This is a genomic window from Acinetobacter sp. ANC 4862, assembly GCF_004336635.1.
Taxonomy (GTDB): Bacteria; Pseudomonadota; Gammaproteobacteria; order Pseudomonadales; family Moraxellaceae; genus Acinetobacter.
In genome coordinates this window covers 1-24351 of the sequence record NZ_SJXH01000008.1, presented here as the reverse complement: position 1 = coordinate 24351, position 24351 = coordinate 1, and the positions used below count along the sequence as shown (strand labels likewise).

Here is a 24351-nt window from a genome sequence, read left to right as displayed (position 1 = left end):
TGAGCAAAAACTTTACCATTCACAAAACTTGTTTAACAGTAGCAATTTATTCACTGTTTCTCAGAAACTTTATGTATCAAATTTCAGTCAGGTTGTGAATGGTACTTATCATGAAGCAAAGACCATGACCTTAATCAAAAATTAGTAAATCATTCGCATTGAGTTTAGATCGTCTCATTAATATTTTTTTGCCAGAGTACTTCAGATCCGCCTTCAGCACGTTGCAATGTACGCGATGCAACAAATAACCAGTCAGAAAGACGGTTTAAAAGTTGCAATGAAGTTGCCTGAATATTTTGATCGCGAGTATGTACCGTCATCAGGCTGCGCTCAGCACGGCGGCATACTGAACGTGCTTGATGTGCATAACTGCAAGCTAAAGTTCCGGCCGGTAAAATGAAGTCTTTCAGCATTGGCAAAACTTCATTCATCCGGTCAATTTCATTTTCCAGAAATTCAACTGAAACCGGTAAAACCATGTTGTAGTTGGGAATGCAAACTTCACCACCCAGGTCAAAGAGCCAATGTTGAATTAGGCTTAAAGATTTATCCCAAGGGGCTTTGTCTTCAATGCTACTCACTGCAATTTGTGAACGTAAAATACCGATACAAGAGTTGAGTTCATCGACATCACCTAAAGCGGCAATACGCAAGTCATCTTTGGCTACACGTGAACCGTCGCCTAGTCCAGTTGTACCAGAGTCGCCTGTGCGGGTATAAATTTTACTTAAACGGTGGCCCATTTGAATTCCTTAAAATTTTGATATCTGAATATAAAAAGGATAATGCCATAGGCATGACATTATCCTAAAAAGTATTTACTAAAAGTCGGCAGACTTAGTATTTGAAGGTCACACCCGCAGAAGCAAGGCGGCCACCGTTGATATACCAATCTTTATTACTGCTATGCCATTCGGTTCTATACTCAACATCGCCTATGTTTTGAATGTTTGTGAACAATTTTACTTGAGGATTAATATTCCAATAAGCATTTAAGTCCACAGTTGCATAACCTGAAATTTGTTCTGAATTGCTATTGTTTATATATGACTTTGAGCGGGCAATAAGAGAAGTACTTATTCCATATTTGTCTTTTTCAAGACCTGCAGTAAGGGTCAGCGTTTCTTTAGGACGATAAGCAAGCTCTTTACCATTCTCTTTATTCTCGGTTTTTGCGTAAGCATAAGCCGTAGATACAAAAAAATCACCTTGAGCCCACTTAATACTTGCTTCCCCACCATTTATTTTAGCAACCGTGATATTTTCATTTTTCGATTCACCATAACTGATTAGGTCTTTAATCTTAGTATGATAAGCAGAAATTTGAGTGCTCAAATTTTCTGTTAGATTATAATCCAAACCAAGCTCATAAGATGTACTCTTCTCTGGAGCTAAATCAGAATTCCCCCCCCATTTTGTGTACAGTTCATTTAGGCTTGGAGCACGGAATGCTGTACCAATATTTGCATAGATACTAGCACTAGGTAAAAAATGATAGCGGATAGCACCTTGTCCAACAGTGTGTGTACCAAAACGTTTATTATCTTCTAAACGTACTCCAACTTGAGTATCAAGAAGATTATTCGTAAATTGGTGCTGTGCATAATAACCTTTGCTTTCTACGCTCTGATCATTTTCTAGGATGCTGTTGGTTTTGTAGTTCGCATCATTATAAGTTGCGCCGACTAAAATATTTTGATGCTCAGTAAAATTCCACTTGAGGTTTAAATCTGCTTCATTATTTTCAGTATCGTAGTGATCACCATAATCAATCACGTTCTGTTTGTCTTTAACATTTGCTAGATGGGAACCTATAACTAAATTAGGTAAAAGGTGATAACTTAGTTTGGTATTGATGATGCGATTTTCAAATTCACGCGGTGATGCTGTTGTTTCGTAATCATAGCTGAAAATACTTATTCCTTTATTTTCACTAATTGATATAGAAGCATCGACTAGGTTATCTTGTGAATAACCAACTTTTGCATTGTAGCCTTTTTGGTCAAATGCTCCACGTTCAGTACTCGGTCGACCTTCATAAATACGAGTCCCATCAGTTTCTAATCGCTGTCCACTGATTTGTGTATAAAATCCGTTATTGGCGACTAAATTAGCTTTAGCAATCGATTTATAAGTTTTGTTCTCTCCATAAATACCAGTTAGCTCCGCACCGGATTGCTCAGGTTTTTTAGAAAGAAGTTGAACAACACCGCCAATAGCGTCACTGCCATACTGAACAGAAGCTGGGCCTTTTAAAATTTCAACTTGTTGGACATCTGTAGTGTCCAAAAAAGAAGGGTACAAAGGGCCATAATTATTTTGACTGTTTAACCGTGCACCATCTTTAAGAACTAAAGTATGGACAGCATTAGTTCCACGAAGTCTGATTTCAGAAACTTGTCCAAAACCACCACTTTGTTTGATATAGACAGAAGGATCACGCTGAATTAATTCAGAGATGTTTAGAATCGGATTTGATGCAATAGTCTTCTGATCAATTACTGTGATTTGAGCAGGCACATTTTTGATATGTTGTTCACTACGTGATGCAGTAACCACAAGAGTATCTAAAGAAGCTTTTGCTGCGGTTTGATCATCTGCTTGAGTAGTAGCAGAAAAACCCAAGGCAATAGCGATTGCACCCGCTAAGGCAGCAGGCTGAAATTGAATAGACATAATGTGCTCCATACATTCACTCCCCGTGAATGATTGAGTTAAAGAACACAACAAGCAGGTATCCGGACTTAAATGTGCAGGGCAGGCACCATGCTGCCAATCCACCTTCCCACATTTTCATGCAGTGGCGTAAACCAGAGGTTTAAATTGATTGACGTTTCATTTTTTACCGTTGCGGGGGCAGTGTTGGATTTGCACCAACTTCCCTAAAGCTTTAAGGCTTTGACTTGTTGCAAGATGGGCGCAGTATAAAGATTGTATGGCTGATAAACAACGTCAGACAAGAATTATTCGGATGAACTTTACGCAAGCTAAAGAAATTGCATTACAATGATTCGCCCTCATATTTATAGCATGACTATAAATTGGCAAAGTTAAGGTTAAAAAATTAGAGCGAATTGTATGCGAACCCGTGCCAAAATTTGCGGAATCACACGAATAGAAGATATACATTCAGTTGTGAATGCAGGAGCAGATGCGATTGGTTTTGTATTTTTTCCACCTAGTCCACGTAGTGTGACCAAAGAACAAGTGAAAGAATTGATCCAGCATGTACCTGCCTATGTGCAAACAGTGGGGTTATTTGTCAATGCATCTGCGGATGACATTCAACACATTTTAAAAGATGTGCCTCTGGATATGCTGCAATTTCATGGTGATGAAAGTCCTGAGCAGTGTCAGCAGATTTCCAAACAGGTCGGCTGCCGCTGGTACAAAGCCATCCAGGTGAAACCGGGTTTAGATATTCAAGCCGAAATTCAAAGTTATCAGGATGCAGGGGCAAGTGCTGTGCTGTTAGATGCCTGGCATCCAGATTTAAAAGGGGGCACCGGGCATAGCTTTGACTGGACCACTTTTCCAAAATTAAATATTCCGCTCATCTTGGCAGGGGGCTTAAACCCTGACAATATCGAGCAGGCAATTCTCACCACACAAGCCTATGCTGTGGATGTGAGCGGCGGTGTCGAGTCCGCAAAAGGTATAAAAGACCAACAACTCATCGAACGCTTTATGCAAGGAGTCCTACGTGGATCAGCAAAATAATGTGATTGACTATACCCAATTCCCTGATGCAAAAGGGCATTTCGGTATCCATGGCGGACGTTTTGTGTCAGAAACCCTGATGGCAGCTCTAGAAGACCTAGAAAAGCTGTATCTCCGTATGAAAAATGACGAACAGTTTCTGGCAGAATTCGACCGTGATCTGGCCTACTATGTAGGTCGTCCTAGTCCTTTATATTATGCTGAGCGATGGTCAAAAGAGTTGGGTGGTGCGCAAATTTACTTAAAACGTGAAGACTTGAACCATACCGGCTCACATAAAATCAACAACACCATTGGTCAGGCACTGCTGGCAAAACTTTCCGGTAAAAAACGTATTATTGCGGAGACCGGTGCAGGTCAGCACGGCGTGGCAACAGCAACGATCGCAGCGCGTTTAGGTCTGGAATGTGTCGTGTATATGGGTGCCGAAGACGTGAAACGTCAGGCTATGAACGTATATCGTATGCGTTTGCTTGGTGCCAAAGTGGTGCCGGTAGAAAGCGGCTCTAAAACCCTGAAAGATGCATTAAATGAAGCAATGCGTGACTGGGTAACGAATGTAGACAGTACTTACTATATTATCGGTACAGTGGCTGGTCCTCACCCGTATCCTATGCTGGTTCGTGACTTCCAGTCTGTAATTGGTCGTGAAGCACGCCGTCAGATTCTGGAACAGGCAGGTCGTTTGCCGGATGCATTAGTAGCTTGTGTGGGTGGTGGCTCGAATGCGATCGGTTTATTCTATCCATTCCTGAACGATCAGGACGTGAAAATGTATGGTGTGGAAGCAGCAGGTTTGGGGATTGAAACCGGTAAGCACTCTGCTCCGCTAAACGCAGGTCATGTCGGTGTGTTGCATGGTAACCGCACTTATCTGATGTCTGATGCTCAAGGCCAGATTATCGAGACCCATTCGATTTCTGCCGGTCTGGATTATCCGGGTGTTGGTCCTGAACACAGTTTCTTGAAAGATATGCACCGTGTTGAATATGTGCCGATCAATGATCAGGAAGCGCTTCAAGGTTTCCGTGATTTAACCCAGATTGAAGGGATTATTCCTGCGCTGGAAAGTTCACATGCGATGGCTTACGTGACTAAACTTGCACCAACGATGTCTAAAGATCAAATTATTATTGCGACTGTTTCAGGTCGTGGCGATAAAGATTTAATGACTGTTGCGCGTATTGATGGCGTGGAAATGGTTGAGATGTAATTTGCCTTGAAGCCCTCCTTTTTTAAAGGAAGGTTGGGTGGATTTTATAAAGAATAAAATCGTGCTGAAGCAATTCAGCACGATTTTTTTATACATTCATAAAAACTTTTCCCTCTTTTAGAGGTGTATGAAGAATTCAAGGACATATATTTTTTACTTTTGTTTCGGCAAAAGTAACAAAACCATTTTGTTGAGCAGACATTACATTCATGTAATGCTGCTCAACGGGCGACATCCCCGTCGCCTTCGCGTATCACATAGATTGAGTCATTAGTATTTGAGACACGAAAAGTCATTCGCAACTGTTTGAGGCAGCCTAATATTTGAAATGTAAAGTTTTTGCGATATAGTGATTTGCACCAAGGTATTGGCCGAGTTTTGCGAATGACAATGCCTTTGGTTACTTTGGGCAAAACCAAAGTAACATGACGAGCTCCTTAAATAAGAAGTACAAATGGTAAGACTCCGTCATATTCATTTTTATTTAATTTTGGAGAGAACCATGCCCAGCTTATTTATCGTCATGCTCGGTGGTCGTCATGCACGTGCCAATACAGAAGTTCATGATGTTGTATTGGCAGTCGGTGATTCTCTTGAAGATGTTTATCCACAACTTAAAAATGCATGGTTTGGCGAGCAAAAAGGCTTGCACATCGATGCTTGGGCACAAATGAATGGCGTGGAATTTGAGGGTCAAAAATATCAAATTCACTTTAGTAACGCACAGCCGAATTCATCCGAACAAAAGCTGTTTTTAATTAATCTGGGTGGTTATGATGCCCGTGAGTTTGGTGAATTGCATCGTTACATTTTAGTGGTGGCACAAAATGCCATGGCGGCAAAACAACGTGGGAAAGCTTACTTTGCCCAACATTGGCAAAAACAGCATACCGACCGTGTGTTAGATGTAGATGATTGTATTGCGATCGATCAAGTCCATGGTCGTTATGTGCAATTGGTGGAAGGTGAGTTCAGCGGTAACCGCTGGGAAAATACCTATTTAATGTTATCTGAGCGCTAATTCATATCTATTTGATTAATAAATTATATTTATTGGATATTAAGCTTTCTTAAATATTATACATTTTTGTATATTTTAGATAAAAGATGCTTTTGATACTTTCAAGTTCTATTTATATGGGCATAATAAGGTTAAGAATTTATGATCTCTTGGCTAGATGGAATTTGATAAATGGATTTGATTCAATCAAATGGACAACCGCATTATGGACGTTTTAGTACTCTCCCAAAGACCATCGATTTAAATAAATACCAATATAAGACTCCTTATGGGGAGGTTTTAACAGGTTGGCGTAAGCGATTAAAATATAAAAAATTTAAATTTTGCTGCATTCAACATGAACATTACACCATTGGTCTGGCTATTGCTGATATTGCATGGGCAGGGCATGGTTTTTTTTATATCTATAATCATCAACGTTCTGAAGTTTTAGAATGGAATGCAATTAACTTTTTGTCACGGCATACCGTTGTTGATGAGCAACCGCTTTATAACCAAAGTTTTTTCTCCAAGTCACCTTTTCAAATTGATATTCAACATGCTAATGGCGTGCGCTATATCCATGTGACTAAACATGGTGAAATTAAGCTGAGTGCTCGTATTTTCTGTGCAGGTACAGATCCACTGAGTATGTGTAGCCCGACGGGGATTAATGGTTGGACCTACACCCAAAAGCTCACGACTTTGGGCTGTGAAGGTTTCTTTGTTAATAAGCAGGGTGCAACCATAAAGTTTCATGAAAAAACTTTTGCCTCATTAGATGATACTTGTGGTTTTTTACGTCCTGAAACAGCTTGGTTTTGGTTGTCGTGTAATTTTTGGGATACGCAAAATAATCGTATCGGATTGAATTTGGCTTCAGGTGTGAATGAAAGTTTTGGCAATGAAAACTGCTTGTGGATTAATGGGGTTTTGTATCCGTTAAGCGATATTCTATTTCAGCATCAGGGGGAAGATCATTGGACCATCCGTTCACTGGATGAAAAGTTAAATTTAGATGTGAAGACGGGTTGGCGACGCTATGAAAACCTGAATTTAAGACTGGTCGGCAGTCAGTTCAGTCAATGGCAAGCCAAAATTAGTGGAACCATTCAGCAAGGCGATCAGGAAATTATCTTGTTAAATGAATATGGCTTGTTAGAACAGCATTATGCCAAGTGGTAATACATTACAAAATAGTAAAAACCTAGTCCGTATTTATATCGACTAGGTAAGTGATAAATACAATAAATATTATGAGTCTTTAGCCGCCTGCCAAAAAGCTTCTCCAGCTTGGATGGGATTACCTGTTTCTTTCAGGGTTTTTACCCAGACATCATATTGGGCAATCACAGGGTGTTGGCTAGGATGAAAGTCTTTGTTAAACCAGTCGAGATATTGCTTGCTCATTTTGGTTAACGTGCCTTTACGTCCAAAGAACCACGGTAAACCGCGAATGTTCATTTGCAGACGTTGCAGTGGGGTAAAGCCATCATACTTTAACATCACATTGGCACGATAAATGGTAAAGCCAAAGATGAGCAATGTCGTCCATAGCAATGTAAATTTTCGCGTAGACTCAGGCACATTTCCAACCTGTTTCATCACGTCAAACGCCACATCACGATGTTCCATTTCTTCAATTGCATGCCAGGCAAATAGCGCGCGGACATAAGGATGTCCATCTCGCAAGGTGTCTTTATTCGTATAAAAGGTTTCTGCCATCAGGGCAGTCAAGTGTTCAGCCGCAGCCGTCATGGCAATATTGTATTGAGGGGAACGCTTTTCCAGTTCGAATTTGAAAATTTTATTTAAACGCTGAATAAATTGATCCACCGGCATGCCTTGCTGTTTCATAACCTGATTCATTTTGTCATGCGCTATACCGTGCTGCGCTTCCTGACGAATAAAATCAGCCACACGCCGTTTTAAGTCTGGATCGGTAATCTGGTCGCGGAATAAACGTACCGACTGAATAAAGTAGCGTTCACCATCCGGAAAGGTCAGGCTGAGTGCATCAAACATGCGGGTAATAAACGGATCACCACCAAACCAAAAACGAGGCACTTCATTCAGTTTAAAATCAAGGTTACTGCGAACCACAGGTTGGACTTGATATTGGGCAATAGCATTCATTTTATTTTACTTCAATCGCCTTGGATCATTGCAGTATGTCGGACTTTTTCAGTTTTGTTTTGACAGTACTTGCCATTTTTTATACATTTTACGACAGAATTAAAATTTAAAATATCAAAAAACAAGGATGCATTGTGCAAGAATTGCAGATTCCCAATGGTTATTTCCAGCTATGGCAAATGTTTTTGTCAGATCGGGATCTGGATGGATTGCGACTTGATTTTCTGCAAGATGACCATGCGCAATTACGGCATGTCTTAAACTTGCCGATCGATACCCAATCACCGTATACATTTTTCTTGGAAGTCATTCAGCGTACCCAGCAACATCTCAATTGCCCGCAGCTGATTTTTGAAATGGCACGTTATATACGGCCAGAGCATTTTGGTGTGTTGGGTTATATGGCATCACGTAGTAATAGCGTGGCCGAAGCTTTACAAAATATTATTCGTTTTAGCCGGTTGGTGATTGATGGTGCAGCAGTCATTCCCATGCAAATGCTGCATCAGGGTAAGGAGATTTATCTCTCCTGGCCGCTGCATGATGTACGATATGCGATGATTAATGAGCTGACTTCAGCCTGTATGGCGCATTTGGCCAAGCAAATTTTTCCAGCATCGTTGCAATTGCTGAGTATGCAGTTTGCGCATACGCCGCAGATGGCACGTTTTCATTATGAGAAGTTTTTTGGCTGTGAAGTCAGCTTTGGTCATGCCCAATATTCTTTTGTGATTAGTTCGGACAGTCTGGATTTAAAATCGGAACTGGCTGATCCTTCTTTAATGCAACTTTTACTGCGCCAGGCAGAAGAGGCAATTGCTTCCAAGCCCAGTTATGAAAGTTTAGATCAGCACATTCACATGAGGGTGGCTGAATATTTGCGCGTGCAAAATAGTGTGCCCAAAATTGAGCAGATTGCGAATGAATTGCATGTATCTGCACGGACACTGCAGCGGCAATTGAATTCATCTTTTAAAAAGATTGTTGAGATGGAACGCATGAAACGTTGTGATCAATTGTTGCAGCAAGACATGCAATTGACCGATATTGCCACGCAATTGGGCTATTCAGATCAATCTGCTTTAGCTCGTGCTTATAAGGCCTATAGCGGTCAAACCTTATTACATAGGAAACAACAGCTGAAAGATCCACCTGAGTCATAAAAAAGCGACCCACTTGGGTCGCTTTTGAAATGTAAATGGGTTTTAACAAAATGGATTTAAGCGGGTTTGAATCGTGGGAAACGAAATGCAATTGCCAATATCGCCACAATTGCCAATATCCAGCAATAGTAAGTATTCCCGATCAGCTCTACTGGGGACATCTTCGCAATAGAGCAGGCCAGGAGTAATTGAGCACCGTAGGGAATCACGCCCTGAATCACGCAGGAAAAAATATCCAGCAAGGCTGCAGCACGTTTAGGATCTACGCCATATTCTTTGGCCACTTCACGCGCCATATCACCCGATAAGATAATCGCAACGGTATTGTTGGCAACGAACAGATTGGCGAATACCACCAGAAAACTCACACCCAACTCACCCGCACGTTGTCGTCCAACTTTAAATAAACGGGTAATACTGTAAATACGTTGAATAAGCCATTGTAGTCCGCCTTCTTTTTGCATAATGGCTGATAAACCACCCAAGAACATCGAAAGCAGTGCCACCTCAAACATGCCTACAAAGCCATCATAGATGGAAGTATTTAACTTCAAGATGCCAAAATCCGGGTTGACCATTATTCCAATCAGACCTGAAAGAACCACCCCAAGAGTTAAAATGGCCAGTACATGCAAACGTGAAAAAGCCAGAAAGAACACGGCTACATAAGGCAAAATTAGCCACAAGTCGTAATCTTTATATGCAATGGTTTGTGAATCATGGCTAACAAATGCGTAAATCAGAAGAGTGAGCACGGCGGCAGGAACCGCAATCCAGACATTGACTTTGAACTTGTCGCGTAGCTGAACCTTTTGACTGCTGGTGGCTGCAATGGTGGTATCCGAAATCATCGACAGGTTATCACCAAACATGGCACCGCCCACCACTGCGCCAATGGCGTATACGGCTTCAATATTAGTGGCTTGCGAGAAACCAAAGGCAATCGGGGCACAGGCAGCAATCGTTCCCATCGAGGTTCCCATCGCGGTGGCAATGAATGCCGAGATGATAAACAGCATGGGCAGCACAAAGGAGGGCGGGATAATCGACAGCCCCAATTGCACCGTTGCATCAACACTGCCAATGCTACTTGTGGTACTGGCAAATGCTCCTGCCAGCATAAACACCATAAACATCAGAATTAGATTGGGATGACTGGCACCTTTTAAAAACGCATCAATCGCAGTATTCAATTTTCCACGGTAAATCAGCACGGCCAGAATAATGGCAGGTAGAGCTGCCACAGGTGCTTTAACCTGATAAAAAGCAAACTCGGTACCAATGATGGAATGATAGATACCACTGCCTAAAAAAATGGCTAAAAACACAATAAGAGGTAGCAATGCCAACGCGCGAGCGTGCACTGCACCTTGGGATTCGGGAGTCATATAAAATAGAAAAAATGAAAATCGTGCGTAGTATAGTGCAGGTTTTGCTATTTCATAAAACTTTAAATGTAAAAGCTAAGCTAATTATTTTTATCAATTTTTTACCAATAAAAATAAGTTTATCTTAATACTGGTTATTTTTTTAAATAGCAAAATTAGGCATCTTTGATCATTGAGAAAAAATCGTAAATATCAGTAAATGGTGTTCTCGGATTGTTCTGAAAAAATGAGATTGTCAGTCTAATGTAGCGTGAAATGTTTGGACTCTATTCAATGAGTAAAAAATAGCGTTACAATGCGTTGTCTTGTATTTCTACAAAGCCAACTCCTCAGTTTTTAAATAATTCAAGGAAAGCATAGCCTTATGTCACGTTTAGCCACTCGTTTTGGACAGCTTAAATCTCAGCAGCGTAAAGCGCTAGTTTCTTATGTAATGGCTGGTGACCCTCATCCAGAAGTAACCGTTCCATTGTTACATCAAATGGTTGAGGCAGGGGTAGATGTGATTGAACTTGGTCTTCCATTTTCAGACCCTATGGCAGATGGTCCAGTGATTGCCCTTGCAGCAGAACGTGCATTGGCAGGTGGAACCAATACCCTAGATGCTTTGAATATGGTGAAAGAGTTCCGTCAGAAAGACACGGAAACACCAGTGGTTTTGATGGGGTATTTAAACCCGGTCGAAGTGATTGGTTATGAAAAGTTTGTGTCTTATGCCAATGAATGCGGTGTAGATGGTGTACTTCTGGTGGATTTACCGCCTGAAGAAGCAAAAGATTTGGATGACGTGTTGAAAAAATTCGACATGGATCAAATTTTCCTGCTTGCGCCAACATCTACGGATGAACGTATTCAGCATGTGGCGAACCAAGCCAGTGGCTTTATCTACTATGTGTCCTTGAAAGGGGTAACCGGTGCGGCAACTTTAGATGTAGCTGAAGCAGCAGCCCGTATCCAGAAAATTAAAGCTGTGACTGACGTTCCTGTAGGTGTCGGTTTTGGTATTAGCGATGCTGCCTCTGCGAAAGCCATGGGTGTAGCGGCTGATGCGGTCATTGTGGGCAGTGCTTTTGTCAAACAATTTGCGAACTTAGCGCCAGAACAAGCTGTTTTTGAAACGGTTAATAAAGTCAAGGAGCTTCGAGCCGCGCTCGATGAGTTAGTATGAATCAAGAAGTGAAAATAGGCAAAATTCTAAGCCCAGCGACGCCGTGGACGGAACGTCATGTTCCGGGTATTCACACCCCAGATGAGCAAACAGCACTCAAAGCAACCTTTACCGAGCCAACCATTGAGTGTCCTGAATGTCACGCACTGGTTACTCGTACCGCGATGTCATTTAATGCTTATGTTTGTCCGCAGTGCGACGAACATTTGCGTATGAAAGCACGTGATCGCTTAAACTGGTTCTTTGATCAGGTTCAAAATGAACTGGGTCAGGAATTTGTGGCTAAAGATCCGCTGAAATTCGTCGATAGCAAAGCCTATCCGGCCCGTATGTCTGAAGCGCAAAAGAAAACCGGTGAAACAGAAGCATTGGTGGTGATGCAGGGTTTACTGAAAGATATTCCTTTAATCGCATGTGCATTTGAATTCGACTTTATGGGCGGTTCAATGGGTACTGTGGTCGGTGACCGTTTCGTGCAAGCTGCCGAGCGTGCCATTAAAGAGAAACAACCTTTAATCTGTTTTGCTGCTTCTGGTGGCGCACGTATGCAGGAAGGCATGTTGTCGCTTATGCAAATGGCACGTACTTCAGCCGCAATTCAACGCATGAAAGATGCAGGTTTACCGTATTTGGTGGTATTAACCCATCCAGTTTACGGTGGCGTAACCGCTTCACTTGCAATGTTAGGTGATGTGCATATTGCTGAACCTAAAGCCATGATTGGTTTTGCGGGTAAACGTGTAATTGAGCAAACCGTACGTGAAAAACTGGAAGAACCGTTCCAGCGTGCAGAATATTTGCTTGATCATGGTGTAGTCGATCAAATTGTTCATCGTCACGCATTACGTGATACAGTCTATCGTATTGTCGCGAAACTGATGAACTTGCCTTGAACACAGCACCACTTGCAACAGACTCTTTAAACACATGGCTCGATTATTGGAGCCATGTTCACGTTACGGGGATTGATTTAGGTCTGGAACGCGTCATTCCAGTGGCTGAAAAGCTGGGTGTGACCCGTCCACAGGCAAAAGTTCTGACCGTAGCGGGAACCAACGGTAAAGGTTCAACCACAACCACTTTGGCTGCCATTTTAAATGCGCAGGGCTATAAAGTCGGATTGTATCAATCACCACATATTTACCGTTTTAATGAACGAGTAAAATTGTCGGGCATTGAAGTGGATGACCAGACCTTGGTGGATGCATTTGTTGCAGTGGATCAAGCCCGTCGTGATTGTGATCTAACGCTTTCTTTCTTTGAAGCCACCACACTTGCCGCTTTTGTTATTTTTAAAGCCAAACAATGTGATGTCTGGGTGCTTGAAGTCGGACTGGGTGGTCGCCTCGATGTGGTGAATGTGATTGAGCCGGATGTCGCGGTGATTACCAATATTGGTCTCGATCATACCGATTGGCTGGGCGACACAATTGAAAAAATTGCCTTTGAAAAAGCCGGAATTATTCGTCCGGATATTCCGGTAATTTTTGGTAGTATGCAACAACTTCCACAAGCCATTCAAAATAAAGTTGATGAATGTAATGCAACATTGTATGTGGCTGATCGTGACTATTTCTACCAATATACGGATGATGGTCAAGCCTGGATGTTTGCATCTTCAGGTACGACTTTAAAATTACCGACAGGTGCTTTGGCACTGGAAAACATTTCCACAGCAGTTGCATCAATTTTAGTCAGCGGTTTAACCGTGACTCAACAAGCAATCGCTCAAGGCATTCAACAGGCACGTCTGCAAGGCCGCTTTGAAATTCGCCAAATTCAGGGCAAAACGGTGATCTTTGATGCCGGACATAATCCCCATGGCGTAGAATTTTTGTTAAATCAGTTGCGAAAATTTTTAGAATACAATAAACAGTACACAGAAGTGGTCAGTGTTTTTTCCATGTTGGCGGATAAAGATATCAATTCTGTCGCAGACTTGTTGAAAGATACTGTTTTAAAATGGAAAATTGCACCATTAACGGTTCCGCGAGCAGCTCCGCTTGAACAGCTCGATGCAGCGTTACACGGTGAAACAGTACAACACTTCGACAGTGTTCAATTGGCTTTTAAATCAGCGCTAAATGAAACAAAGAATAATCAGCTGATCTTGGTATGTGGTTCATTTCATACCTTAGAAGCGGTATGGGAGTATTTGGAAGAATGTCAATGAATAGCAAACAACGTTGGATGGGTGGCGTTGTTTTATTAGGTGGTGGTGTTTTATTGACAGCATTGCTCCTGAAAGGCAAAGAAGAAATATATCAAAATGAACTTAAAAACCCCGAGCTTGCAGCTCAAGTCACGCAGAAAAAGCCGGCTCCCGAAAGCGAAATGGTTCAGCTGCAGGCTTTAACAGTCGATGTTGAAACAGAAAAACGTTTACTGGAAGAGCAACGTCGTGCGCGTGAAAAAGCGGTTGCAGAACAAGAAGCCCGTGCCGCTGAATTTTTAGTGATGCAGCAACAGGCGGAAGCAGAGGCTGCACGTAAAGCCGCAGAAGAATATGCAGCTTTAAATGCCCATCGTACCGGTGCGCAGCAAAGCTCGGATAATATTCCTCCTGAACTGGTGGAAGATGAAAAAGTTAAACAAAAGCGTTTAGCTGAAGAAAAGCTGCTTGCGCAAAAAAAGTTAGATCAGCAGAAAGCTCAACAACAGCGAACTGATGCTGATAAAAAAGCAGTTGAAGATAAACGTAAAGCCGAAGCTGATAAAAAATTAGCGGACATGAAAGCGGCTGAAAAGAAAGCAGCAGAGAAAAAAGCGGCTGATGAAAAAGCCAAACATGAGGCTGAAGTAAAACGTAAGGCAGCTGAAAAGCAAGAAGCAGAGAAGAAAGCCGAGGCTGACAAGAAAGCCCGAGCAGAAAAGAAAAAAGCAGAAGAAAAACGTGAGGCGGATGCCAAGAAAAAGGCAGAGGCTGAAAAAGCACGTGATTTGTTGGAAAATGGCGACAAGCAATGGATGGTACAAGTGGCTTTGGCAGCAAATGAAGCCAATGCAGATGCTGTTGCTTCCAAGTTACGTGCCAAAGGCTACAAAGTCACCAAAAGTCCAACATCGAAAGGTGTTCGTATTATGGTTGGACCATCTAAAGACCGTGATACAGCAGATGCGGCCCGTAAGAAAATCAACAATGATGCAAGCCTGAACATGAAATCGGCTTGGGTGATTGAATGGGTGCCTCTGGATAAACGTTAAATTAAGCGGAAGCTAAAAACTAAGATGGATTCGACAGTTGCTGTTGAATCCATTTTACGTTTTCGGGGCTAAATATTTTTTCAATATGAATCCAGACCGGATGAAATCCATAGCCGCCATGTTTCATTTCATCCAGTGCATCTTCAATTTTCCAGTTTTCAAAAATAATTCGGTACATGGCAATACTTGCACCGGTTCGGTCTGAACCATGATAACAATGAATCAGTACTTTTTGATTGAGTGCTTTTGCTTGCTGAATATGTTGCATCACGTGCAGTAAATCTTCACGCGACATTGCCCAGGTGTGAATGGCGATATGAACCAATTTAAAATCTGTGGATGGCAGGACAGCCAGATCTTTATTTCTTGATCTTAAATTAATCACCACATCAATATCATGTGCTTTTAATTGTGGAATCAGTTCAGCTGTGGGTTGCTCACTACGAAACACATGCTCACTAATTTGATAAAAATTATCTCTTTGATTAAGTAGTGTTCCCCAGTGTTGAGGACGCTGTTCTGATGAAATTGCGGGGGAGGTGATACATCCCATCAAACTTGAGCTACTCAGTAAAAGGGCAAGAGCTGTTCTTTTAATCATGCTAGATAACGCGCCAGTTCAATAGGATCATGGGCACAGATGATTTCAATATTTTTTTCCGTTTGTGCGAGCTGTTGAATTTTGTGTAAGTTGTCTACACGCATTGAATTGTTTTCAGCAAAGATACGTTCCAGTTTATCCAAAGTTCGGAGTTTATTTTTAGGGTCAAGCTGCAGATGTGAATAGTAGGCATCGCCACAGAAGAACAGCCAACCCTCATTTTTTTTGATGGCAATCCCGCAATGCCCCTTGCTATGACCTAATAAGGGAATCATTAAAATTTCATCTTGAAATAAGCGGAAGCCTTGAACCTGATGCAGATTAAACCAAGCTTCACCTTGCTCTGGTTCGATGAAATTCCAGTAACGATGTTGCTTGAATTGTTGGGTTTTATAGCGTGCTTTATTTTTCAGTGAGAAAAAACTTTGCATTGCATTATATTCACTGGAGAGCACATGTACGGTGGCATGTGGAAAATCTGAAATACCACCAGCATGATCAAAATCCAGATGAGAAACTAGAATATGCCTGACATCTTGAGAGTTAAAGCCTAGGCGCTGGATTTGTGCAATGGCGGTCAGTTCTAAATTGTTTTCTATGCGACCCAGTCGTGAAACCAGGTTGCCTAAGCGGGCTTTGTTATGTAGATGATCCTGTATGCCTAAACCGGTATCGATCAGTACCAAGCCTTGATCAGTTTCAAGCAATAAGCAATGACAAACCACTTTGGTATGTAAACCTTTTTGCCCAAACAGAGGACCGCAAACAGGACACATGCTGCCGCAGTGCAAATGATGGATATTATAAATCACAATATTTATTCTTAAGATGATTAGGCGTATTTATAAACTGCCTGTGAAATAAACACCAACTTGATTTTGTAATTCAATTGTTTAGCAGAATAAAAAAGCCTATCATCAGACAGGCTTTTAGCAAATCAGGATTTGGCTCGTCATTTTAGTCCTGGACTTGCAGTATATGAGTTATATGTGCGTAAAGGCTTGAGTTGGAACGCACTTCGTTGGCTTGCGAAAAACAAAAGCAGGGCTTTAGTTTTAACTCGAAGCATAGTTACTCGTCTTCTTGCGGAATATATTCCTCAGGGCGGAGCGATGCTCCTATTCTGAAACTACGCACTTCGTTTGTCTTGCGACAAAATAAGACAGTGTCTTATTTTGTCGCAGGCTGTGGCGTTAAGCGCAAATAAGGTTTCACTGCGGTATAGCCTTTAGGGAAACGTTTTTTGATTTCGTCCTCATCTTGAAGAGAAGGTACGATCACCACGTCTTCACCCTGTTGCCAGTTGGCAGGGGTAGCAACTTTATGGTTGTCCGTCAATTGTAGCGAATCGACGACACGTAAAATTTCATGGAAGTTACGACCTGTTGAAGCCGGGTAGGTAATAATTAAACGAACTTTTTTGTTTGGATCAATAATCACCAAAGAACGAACAGTCAGGGTTTCACTGGCATTCGGGTGAATAAAGTCATAAAGAGTAGAAACTTTACGGTCTTGATCGGCAATGATGGGAAAATTCACCGTGGTATTTTGTGTTTCGTTAATGTCGTTAATCCAGCCTTTATGTGATTCAACATCATCGACCGACAGGGCAATGGCTTTTACGCCACGTTTGTTAAATTCATCTTTCAGTTTTGCGGTATAGCCCAATTCAGTCGTGCATACCGGAGTGTAATCAGCAGGATGGGAAAATAAAATCCCCCAGCTGTCACCTAGGTAATCGTAGAAATTAATTTTTCCTTCACTTGAGTCTTGCTCAAAATTCGGTGCAGTATCGCCTAAACGTAATGTCATTTTTATAGCCTCATATGCTTTGTTATGTATGTTGATGCGATCTAATATGACGCATTTTTTTTTGCAAGGAAAATAGCGTTTTTGTATTTCTTTATGAATATATGGAATATATAGGCCGCGATTGATTTGTGAAATCCGGATAAATGATGAATTTTATGACTATATTGGCTGTTTAAAATTTGTTACATTGTTTTCCCTTAGCTGTCACGTGCTAGAACGAGTGATCAGAATTTTTTTATCGGTTTTGTGCAAAACCCTTGTACTTCAAATTTCTAGCACCATAATAACGACTGAGAAAAAATTTATTCATTCGACAAGCAAGATTTAGAGAGTCTATTCATGTTGGCAAGTCTGATCGGAGGCATCTTCGGTACCAAAAATGAGCGCGAACTCAAACGCATGCGTAAAATCGTAGATAAGATTAATGCGCTCGAGCCGACGATATCTGCACTAAGCGATGCAGACTTATCTGCAAAAACTGAAGAATTCAAACAACGATATAACAAGGGCGACAGCCTGGATAAATTATTGCCTGAAGCATTTGCGGTTTGTCGTGAAGCGGCAAAACGAATCATGGGGATGCGTCATTACGATGTACAGCTGATTGGTGGTATTACCCTTCACGAAGGTAAAATCGCGGAAATGCGTACCGGTGAAGGTAAAACCCTGATGGGTACTTTGGCTTGTTACCTGAATGCGATTAGTGGTCAAGGGGTGCATGTCATCACCGTGAATGACTATTTGGCACAACGTGACGCCGAACTCAACCGTCCATTATTTGAATTCTTGGGTTTAAGCATTGGTATTATTTACTCAATGCAAAATCCGACCGAAAAAGCCGAAGCCTATCGTGCCGATATTACTTATGGTACCAACAACGAATTCGGTTTTGACTATCTTCGTGACAACATGGTGTTCTCGCTGGCTGAGAAAAAACAGCGTGGCTTGACTTATGCCATTATCGATGAGGTCGATTCGATCTTGATCGATGAAGCACGTACTCCATTGATTATCTCAGGTCAAAGCGATGACTCTTCACAATTGTATGCTGCAATCAATAGCATTCCACCAAAACTGACTCCACAAAAAGAAGAAAAAGTAGCCGATGGCGGTCACTTTTGGATTGATGAAAAACAACGCTCTGTCGAAATGACCGAAGTCGGTTATGAAATGGTTGAACAAGAACTGATTGACATGGGTTTGTTGGCAGAAGGCGAGAGCTTGTATTCATCGGCTAACTTGAACCTGGTTCATCATGTTACGGCTGCCATTCGTGCGCATTATCTTTATCAACGTAATGTTCAGTACATTATTCATGATGGCGAAGTGATTATTGTTGATGAAAATACCGGTCGTACCATGCCGGGTCGTCGTTGGTCAGAAGGTTTGCACCAAGCGGTTGAAGCAAAAGAAGGTCTGGAAATCCAGCCTGAAAACCAAACCCTTGCAACAACCACTTTCCAGAACTATTTCCGTTTATACAAAAAGCTTTCAGGTATGACCGGTACTGCTGATACTGAAGCGGCGGAAATGAAAGAAATTTATGGTCTGGATGTGGTGCTTATTCCAACCCATCGTCCAATGATTCGTAATGACCAAAATGATTTAATCTATTTAAACCGTAATGGTAAATACAACGCAATTATTCAAGAAATTCAAAATATTCATGAAGCAGGCGTTGCACCAATCCTGATTGGTACAGCAACCATTGAAGCTTCAGAAATTCTTTCGGATAAACTGAAAGAAGCCGGTATTGCCCATGAAGTGTTGAATGCAAAACAACATGAACGCGAAGCTGACATTATTGCGCAAGCAGGTTCACCGAATGCAGTAACTATTGCCACCAATATGGCTGGTCGTGGTACCGATATTTTGCTCGGTGGTAACTGGAAAGCCAAACTTGCCAAAATTGAAAACCATACTGCTGAAGATGAAGCACGCCTAAAAGCCGAATGGGAACAAAACCATGAAATGGTATTGGCTTCTGGCGGTTTGCATATTATTGGTTCAGAACGTCATGAATCGCGCCGTATCGATAACCAGTTACGTGGTCGTGCCGGTCGTCAAGGCGACCCGGGTGTTTCACGTTTCTACTTGTCGCTTGAAGATGACTTGATGCGTATCTTTGCGGGTGATCGTGTTGTCAGCATGATGCGTGCAATGGGCTTGCAAGAAGATGAAGCTATTGAACACAAAATGGTGTCACGTTCGATCGAAAATGCACAACGTAAAGTAGAAGCACGTAACTTTGACATTCGTAAGAACCTGTTGAAATACGATGACGTGAATAATGAACAACGTAAGATCATTTATTCGCAACGTGATGAAGTTCTTGCTGAAAGTACTTTGCAAGATTACATCGAAGAAATGCATCACGAAGTGATCAAAGGTGTGATTGCAAACTATATTCCACCTGAATCAATTCATGATCAATGGGATATTGATGGTCTGGAACGTGCATTGCGTGATGATCTGGGTATCGATTTACCGGTGAATCAATGGTTGGAACAAGACCGTCGTTTAGATGAAGAAGCTTTGGTGGAACGTATTTCTGATGAAATCGTGAACCGCTATCGTGATCGTCGGGCGCAAATGGGTGATGAATCCGCAGCAATGCTGGAACGTCACTTCATGTTGAGTGCTTTGGATCGTCATTGGAAAGAACATTTGGCGGCTATGGATTACTTGCGTCAAGGCATTCACTTGCGTGGTTATGCACAAAAGAATCCAGAGCAAGAGTATAAGAAAGAAGCATTTAACTTATTTGTAAATATGCTTGCGGTGATTAAGTCGGATGTGATTACTGACCTTTCTCGTGTACATGTCCCTACAGCTGAAGAACTGGCTGAAATGGAAGCACAGAAACAAGCGCAAGCCGAAGCGATGCATTTAAATCTTTCTCATGCTGAAGTGGATGGTTTAACCGCTGATATGACTGCAGATCTAGATGCACAATATACTCCAGTGGATGAACAAATCATTATTCCACCTGCAAACCGTAATGCGCCTTGTCCATGTGGTTCAGGTCTAAAATACAAACAATGTCACGGTAAAATTTAATTTTACCCAGACGGCAAAGCCACTTTAAATATTCCTCTTGTTCATTGAGAGGTGTTATCTAAAGTGGCTTTTTTAATTCCATTTAAATATATTATTTAGTTTTTCAAGATGTGAATACGTTTGCAGAGAACCCAATTAAGTGGTATTTAGTTGCATATCGAACACTGATGAAAAGCGGAAAGACAATGAAAAAAGTATTACAACCATTGATGATTGCAGCTTTAGCTATTCCTACTTTGACTTTTGCAAATCAAACAACAACCGTAGACAAAGTACAAGCTGCGCGTGGTGCAACCACAGCTCCAGCAGTTGCGCAAGACGGTAACATTACAGTCGCAAGCCCACGTACTGGTATTCGTTATACTTTTGCTAATCCGAATCAACGCCCGGTGGTATTGAAAACTACAGCGGTGACTGCAGCAAATGCAGCTAATGTGAATCGTATCGTGGCTTCAAATCCTGCTTTATCTACAGCGAGTCAAGAAAAAGCCAAGCAGGCATTATTGTCAGAAGCTTCCCAATTAGCGTCAAACTAAAGCTATGTTGTTTTTTAAACCAGTCTGCGGACTGGTTTTTTTGTGCCTGGAAACATCCATCCAATAAAAAATAAATCAAACCAAGTGTTCTGCTCGATTTTTTAGTCAATTTCTACTAAGCTGTCTTTTTATCACGAACTTATTTGGAAGTTTAAAAATGGCGGTGGGCGACGTAACAATGCCACAGATGCATGTGGTTAAGGGTGTAAAAATTGGTTCAGCTGAAGCCTATGTGCGCTATCAGAACCGACGTGACCTGGTCATTTTTGAATTTGCTGAAGGCTCAAATGTTGCTGGTGTATTTACTCAAAATGCATTTTGTGCTGCACCTGTGCATGTATGTAAAGCGCACCTTCAGGTAGGTAATCCGCGCTATTTAGTGATTAACACTGGTAATGCCAATGCAGGTACCGGCAAAATAGGAATGGTAAATGCACAAGCGACTTGCGCGAAATTGGCTGAACTTGCTGGTGTGTCAGATAACGAAATTTTACCTTTTTCAACCGGTGTGATTGGTGAGCAATTACCGATTGACCGCTTGATGGCGGGTTTGCAACCTGCACTTGATTCATTACGCGATGATGCCTGGTTAGACGCAGCAACGGGCATTATGACCACAGATACTTTGCCTAAAGGTGCATCTGAACAGTTTGAACTCGATGGTGTGGTGTACTCCATGACCGGTATCTCAAAAGGTGCAGGCATGATTCGTCCGAATATGGCGACCATGCTGAGCTATGTAGCTACAGATGCACCGATTAGTCGTGAATTGGTACAGCAGTTATTAAAAACAACGGTAAATGTTTCATTCAACCGTATTACGGTCGATGGTGATACCTCAACCAATGACTCATGTATTTTTGTGGCGACCGGTCAAGCCGGTGGTGCAGAAATTACATCGACTGATGATGCGCGCTATGCTGCGGTTTTAGAAGTTTTAACCCGAGTGATGAAACGTCTAGCACAATTGATTGTTCGTGATGGCGAGGGTGCTACCAAATTCATTACGGTTGCGGTTGAAGGTGGTGCAGATACCCAGGAATGTTGCGATATTGCTTATAGTATTGCCCATTCACCACTGGTTAAAACTGCATTTTTTGCATCCGATCCAAACTGGGGGCGTATCCTTGCAGCGATTGGTTATGCAGGCGTTAAAAATTTAGACGTTGAAAAAATCCAGGTTTGGTTAGATGATGTACAGATCTGCAAAGATGGTGGTGCGGCAGCGGACTATACGGAGGAAGCTGGCGCGCGCGTGATGTCTCAAGCTGAAATGACGATTCGTGTTGATTTGGGACGAGGTCAGGCAAAAGACACGGTCTATACCTGTGATCTGTCTTATGACTATGTCAAGATCAATGCAGATTACCGTTCTTAAGTTTAGTTGAATGAAAAAAGCCTCCGTAGTGAGGCTTTTTTATAATGGAAAGTTTTTAATGACTGGTCAAAAAAGCAAGATGCCATTCTGATCAGTAAATTGAGTGTGCTGCTTGTAGTCTAACAAGCACCAAGGATAGAGAAGACGTTTATGAACGATGCGACCAATTTAATTGCCAATGAGGCTAAATCGATTGTGCAGGCGCATTTAGATCGTTTAGGTGAGCCTAAAGATATTCATTTGAGTGATGAGGTTAAACAAGAAAAGTTTGCGCAAATTCTGGCAGAACTCAAAAAACGCGACGCTGTCCTTGTCGCTCATTACTATTGTGATCCCGAAGTTCAAGAGATAGCGGAGCTGTCAGGCGGTTGTGTTTCAGATTCGTTAGAAATGGCTCGTTTTGGCCGTGACCATCCAGCTTCAACCTTGGTTGTGGCGGGTGTGAAATTCATGGGAGAAACAGCGAAAATTCTTTCTCCAGAAAAAACAGTGTTGATGCCAACCTTAGAAGCCACTTGTTCTTTGGATTTGGGTTGTCCTGTCGATGAGTTTACTGCGTTCTGTGATGCACATCCTGATTATACTGTTGTGGTGTATGCCAATACTTCTGCGGCAGTCAAAGCCAGAGCTGATTGGGTGGTAACATCGAGTTGTGCAGTCGAAATTATTGAACACTTAGATAGTTTGGGTGAAAAGATTATTTGGGCACCAGATCAACACCTCGGTCGTTATATCCAGAAAAAAACCGGCGCTGACATGTTGCTTTGGGATGGTGCTTGTATTGTGCATGAGGAATTTCGTGCACGCGGTATTGCCAACATGAAAGCACTCTATCCAGATGCTGCCGTTTTGGTACATCCAGAGTCACCAGAATCCGTGGTCGATATTGCAGATGCGGTAGGAAGTACCTCGCAACTGATTAAGGCAGCACAAACACTGCCAAATGAGCGTTTGATTGTGGCAACCGACCGTGGCATTTTCTATAAAATGCAACAAGCGGTGCCAAACAAGATTTTGATTGAAGCCCCAACAGCAGGTGAGGGGGCAACTTGTCGCTCTTGTGCACATTGTCCTTGGATGGCAATGAATGAACTGGATGGAATTTTAGCGGTTTTACAAAAGGGTGATCAAGAAATATACGTCGATCCAGCGCTTGCGGAACGGGCTAAATTACCTCTTGATCGCATGTTGAACTTCAGTGCCAATTTAAAACGCTAATAATTGTATATAAATTAGCTAAAATGCTTGATAAATATACATTTGAAGCGTTTTTTTAATTTTTTTTGAATATAGGTGTTGACGTTATTCGACGTCACGCCTAGAATGCACACCGTACCGCACGAACTGCAGTATGAAGCTAAGATGAATCGGAGCATGGCGCAGCTTGGTAGCGCACCTGGTTTGGGACCAGGGGGTCGTAGGTTCGAATCCTACTGCTCCGACCAATTCTTCAAGGCAAAGGTTTCATGGTATTTAATATCATAGGTCATGCGCCTGTAGCTCAGTAGGATAGAGCATCCGCCTTCTAAGCGGATGGTCACAGGTTCGAATCCTGTCAGGCGCACCATTTATGGTAGCTTGATATTTAGAATCTAAAAATGTTGTAACGGTGGATGTAGCTCAGTTGGTAGAGCCCCGGATTGTGATTCCGGTTGTCGTGGGTTCGAGCCCCATCATTCACCCCAATTCGGAGCATGGCGCAGCTTGGTAGCGCACCTGGTTTGGGACCAGGGGGTCGTAGGTTCGAATCCTACTGCTCCGACCATCTTTCTAAAAGATAATATAAATAATCCGCTTAAATGCGGTTTTTTTATGCCTGAAATTTAATAATAACATTCACCATTCACCATTCACCATTCACCATTCACCATTCACCATTCACCATTCACCATTCACCATTCACCATTCACCATTCACCATTCACCATTCACCATTCACCATTCACCATTCACCATTACACCATTCACCATTC

20 protein-coding genes, 4 tRNA genes and 1 riboswitch are annotated in these 24351 nt (G+C 42.0%); of the genes, 17 read left to right on the top strand and 7 right to left on the bottom strand.

Annotated elements, in window-relative coordinates; translation table 11 throughout:
* Window positions 1–164 precede the first annotated feature (164 nt).
* Both E0409_RS05290 and E0409_RS05285 read right to left on the bottom strand, forming a co-directional pair.
* On the bottom strand, window positions 165–743 hold the full coding sequence (locus tag E0409_RS05290; RefSeq protein WP_131288571.1) for a cob(I)yrinic acid a,c-diamide adenosyltransferase: 579 nt from the start codon (window positions 741–743) through the stop codon (window positions 165–167).
* A 94-nt stretch (window positions 744–837) separates the two neighbouring features.
* Entirely contained in the window at window positions 838–2676 is a 1839-nt protein-coding gene (locus E0409_RS05285; protein ID WP_252151772.1) for a TonB-dependent receptor plug domain-containing protein, read from the bottom strand.
* A 36-nt stretch (window positions 2677–2712) separates the two neighbouring features.
* A riboswitch (cobalamin riboswitch) is annotated at window positions 2713–2922 on the bottom strand.
* A 156-nt stretch (window positions 2923–3078) separates the two neighbouring features.
* Here E0409_RS05285 and E0409_RS05280 point away from each other — a divergent pair.
* The 4 genes from E0409_RS05280 to E0409_RS05265 all read left to right on the top strand — a co-directional run bounded on the left by E0409_RS05280 (window position 3079) and on the right by E0409_RS05265 (window position 7118).
* Window positions 3079–3720, top strand: a complete 642-nt coding sequence (locus E0409_RS05280; protein WP_131288567.1) for a phosphoribosylanthranilate isomerase — start codon at window positions 3079–3081, stop codon at window positions 3718–3720.
* Window positions 3704–4933 carry a tryptophan synthase subunit beta gene (gene trpB / locus E0409_RS05275; RefSeq protein WP_131288565.1) on the top strand — a complete coding sequence of 410 codons (1230 nt, stop codon included), beginning with the start codon at window positions 3704–3706 and terminating at the stop codon, window positions 4931–4933. Before E0409_RS05280 ends, trpB begins: the two co-directional genes overlap by 17 nt.
* A 502-nt stretch (window positions 4934–5435) precedes the next feature.
* The gene (locus E0409_RS05270; RefSeq protein ID WP_131288563.1) at window positions 5436–5954 is read left to right on the top strand and encodes a DUF1543 domain-containing protein; all 519 of its coding nucleotides are present in this window, start codon (window positions 5436–5438) and stop codon (window positions 5952–5954) included.
* A 171-nt stretch (window positions 5955–6125) separates the two neighbouring features.
* Complete coding sequence (locus tag E0409_RS05265; protein WP_131288561.1) at window positions 6126–7118, top strand: DUF2804 domain-containing protein; 993 nt, start codon at window positions 6126–6128, stop codon at window positions 7116–7118.
* A gap of 69 nt (window positions 7119–7187) precedes the next feature.
* Here the strand turns inward: E0409_RS05265 and E0409_RS05260 are convergent, their stop codons facing one another.
* Entirely contained in the window at window positions 7188–8069 is an 882-nt protein-coding gene (locus E0409_RS05260) for a metal-dependent hydrolase (protein WP_131288559.1), read from the bottom strand.
* A gap of 134 nt (window positions 8070–8203) precedes the next feature.
* Here E0409_RS05260 and E0409_RS05255 point away from each other — a divergent pair, with 134 nt between their 5' ends.
* On the top strand, window positions 8204–9232 hold the full coding sequence (locus E0409_RS05255) for an AraC family transcriptional regulator (protein WP_131288557.1): 1029 nt from the start codon (window positions 8204–8206) through the stop codon (window positions 9230–9232).
* Window positions 9233–9288: 56 nt separating this feature from the next.
* Here E0409_RS05255 and E0409_RS05250 read toward each other — a convergent pair whose 3' ends face one another.
* The gene (locus E0409_RS05250; protein WP_131288555.1) at window positions 9289–10620 is read right to left on the bottom strand and encodes a Na+/H+ antiporter NhaC family protein; all 1332 of its coding nucleotides are present in this window, start codon (window positions 10618–10620) and stop codon (window positions 9289–9291) included.
* 364 nt (window positions 10621–10984) lie between these two features.
* On the opposite strand from E0409_RS05250, the gene trpA reads away from it, so the two are divergent.
* The 4 genes from trpA to E0409_RS05230 are packed head-to-tail and all read left to right on the top strand — an operon-like array spanning window position 10985 to window position 14992.
* Window positions 10985–11788, top strand: a complete 804-nt coding sequence (gene trpA / locus E0409_RS05245; protein WP_131288552.1) for a tryptophan synthase subunit alpha — start codon at window positions 10985–10987, stop codon at window positions 11786–11788.
* Entirely contained in the window at window positions 11785–12681 is an 897-nt protein-coding gene (gene accD / locus E0409_RS05240) for an acetyl-CoA carboxylase, carboxyltransferase subunit beta (RefSeq protein WP_131288550.1), read from the top strand. The genes trpA and accD overlap by 4 nt, the downstream gene beginning before the upstream one ends.
* Window positions 12678–13961, top strand: a complete 1284-nt coding sequence (gene folC / locus E0409_RS05235; protein WP_131288548.1) for a bifunctional tetrahydrofolate synthase/dihydrofolate synthase — start codon at window positions 12678–12680, stop codon at window positions 13959–13961. The genes accD and folC overlap by 4 nt, the downstream gene beginning before the upstream one ends.
* The gene (locus E0409_RS05230) at window positions 13952–14992 is read left to right on the top strand and encodes an SPOR domain-containing protein (protein ID WP_213073358.1); all 1041 of its coding nucleotides are present in this window, start codon (window positions 13952–13954) and stop codon (window positions 14990–14992) included. The genes folC and E0409_RS05230 overlap by 10 nt, the downstream gene beginning before the upstream one ends.
* A gap of 19 nt (window positions 14993–15011) precedes the next feature.
* Here E0409_RS05230 and E0409_RS05225 read toward each other — a convergent pair whose 3' ends face one another.
* The 3 genes from E0409_RS05225 to E0409_RS05215 all read right to left on the bottom strand — a co-directional run bounded on the left by E0409_RS05225 (window position 15012) and on the right by E0409_RS05215 (window position 17405).
* A complete protein-coding gene (locus tag E0409_RS05225) occupies window positions 15012–15593 on the bottom strand; it encodes a dual specificity protein phosphatase family protein (protein ID WP_171458785.1) in 582 nt (193 codons plus the stop codon).
* Window positions 15590–16405, bottom strand: coding sequence for an MBL fold metallo-hydrolase (locus E0409_RS05220; RefSeq protein ID WP_131288542.1), 816 nt, complete (start codon window positions 16403–16405; stop codon window positions 15590–15592). The genes E0409_RS05225 and E0409_RS05220 overlap by 4 nt, the downstream gene beginning before the upstream one ends.
* A 358-nt stretch (window positions 16406–16763) precedes the next feature.
* A complete protein-coding gene (locus E0409_RS05215) occupies window positions 16764–17405 on the bottom strand; it encodes a peroxiredoxin (protein WP_131288540.1) in 642 nt (213 codons plus the stop codon).
* Window positions 17406–17744: 339 nt separating this feature from the next.
* Between E0409_RS05215 and secA the strand changes: the two genes are divergently transcribed.
* From secA to E0409_RS05175, 8 genes are all read left to right on the top strand, one after another.
* On the top strand, window positions 17745–20465 hold the full coding sequence (gene secA, locus E0409_RS05210) for a preprotein translocase subunit SecA (protein ID WP_131288538.1): 2721 nt from the start codon (window positions 17745–17747) through the stop codon (window positions 20463–20465).
* A 185-nt stretch (window positions 20466–20650) separates the two neighbouring features.
* Entirely contained in the window at window positions 20651–21001 is a 351-nt protein-coding gene (locus E0409_RS05205) for a hypothetical protein (protein ID WP_131288536.1), read from the top strand.
* A gap of 157 nt (window positions 21002–21158) precedes the next feature.
* Window positions 21159–22379, top strand: a complete 1221-nt coding sequence (gene argJ / locus E0409_RS05200) for a bifunctional glutamate N-acetyltransferase/amino-acid acetyltransferase ArgJ (RefSeq protein WP_131288534.1) — start codon at window positions 21159–21161, stop codon at window positions 22377–22379.
* 150 nt (window positions 22380–22529) lie between these two features.
* Window positions 22530–23597: a quinolinate synthase NadA gene (gene nadA / locus E0409_RS05195; protein WP_131288532.1), complete on the top strand. Its 1068-nt coding sequence runs from the start codon at window positions 22530–22532 to the stop codon at window positions 23595–23597.
* Between the two features lie 150 nt (window positions 23598–23747).
* Window positions 23748–23824: transfer RNA gene (locus E0409_RS05190), tRNA-Pro, on the top strand.
* Between the two features lie 45 nt (window positions 23825–23869).
* Window positions 23870–23946, top strand: a tRNA-Arg gene (locus E0409_RS05185).
* A 42-nt stretch (window positions 23947–23988) separates the two neighbouring features.
* Window positions 23989–24064 (top strand) — tRNA-His (locus tag E0409_RS05180).
* A gap of 3 nt (window positions 24065–24067) precedes the next feature.
* A tRNA-Pro gene (locus E0409_RS05175) sits at window positions 24068–24144 on the top strand.
* The last annotated feature ends 207 nt before the right edge of the window (window positions 24145–24351 follow it).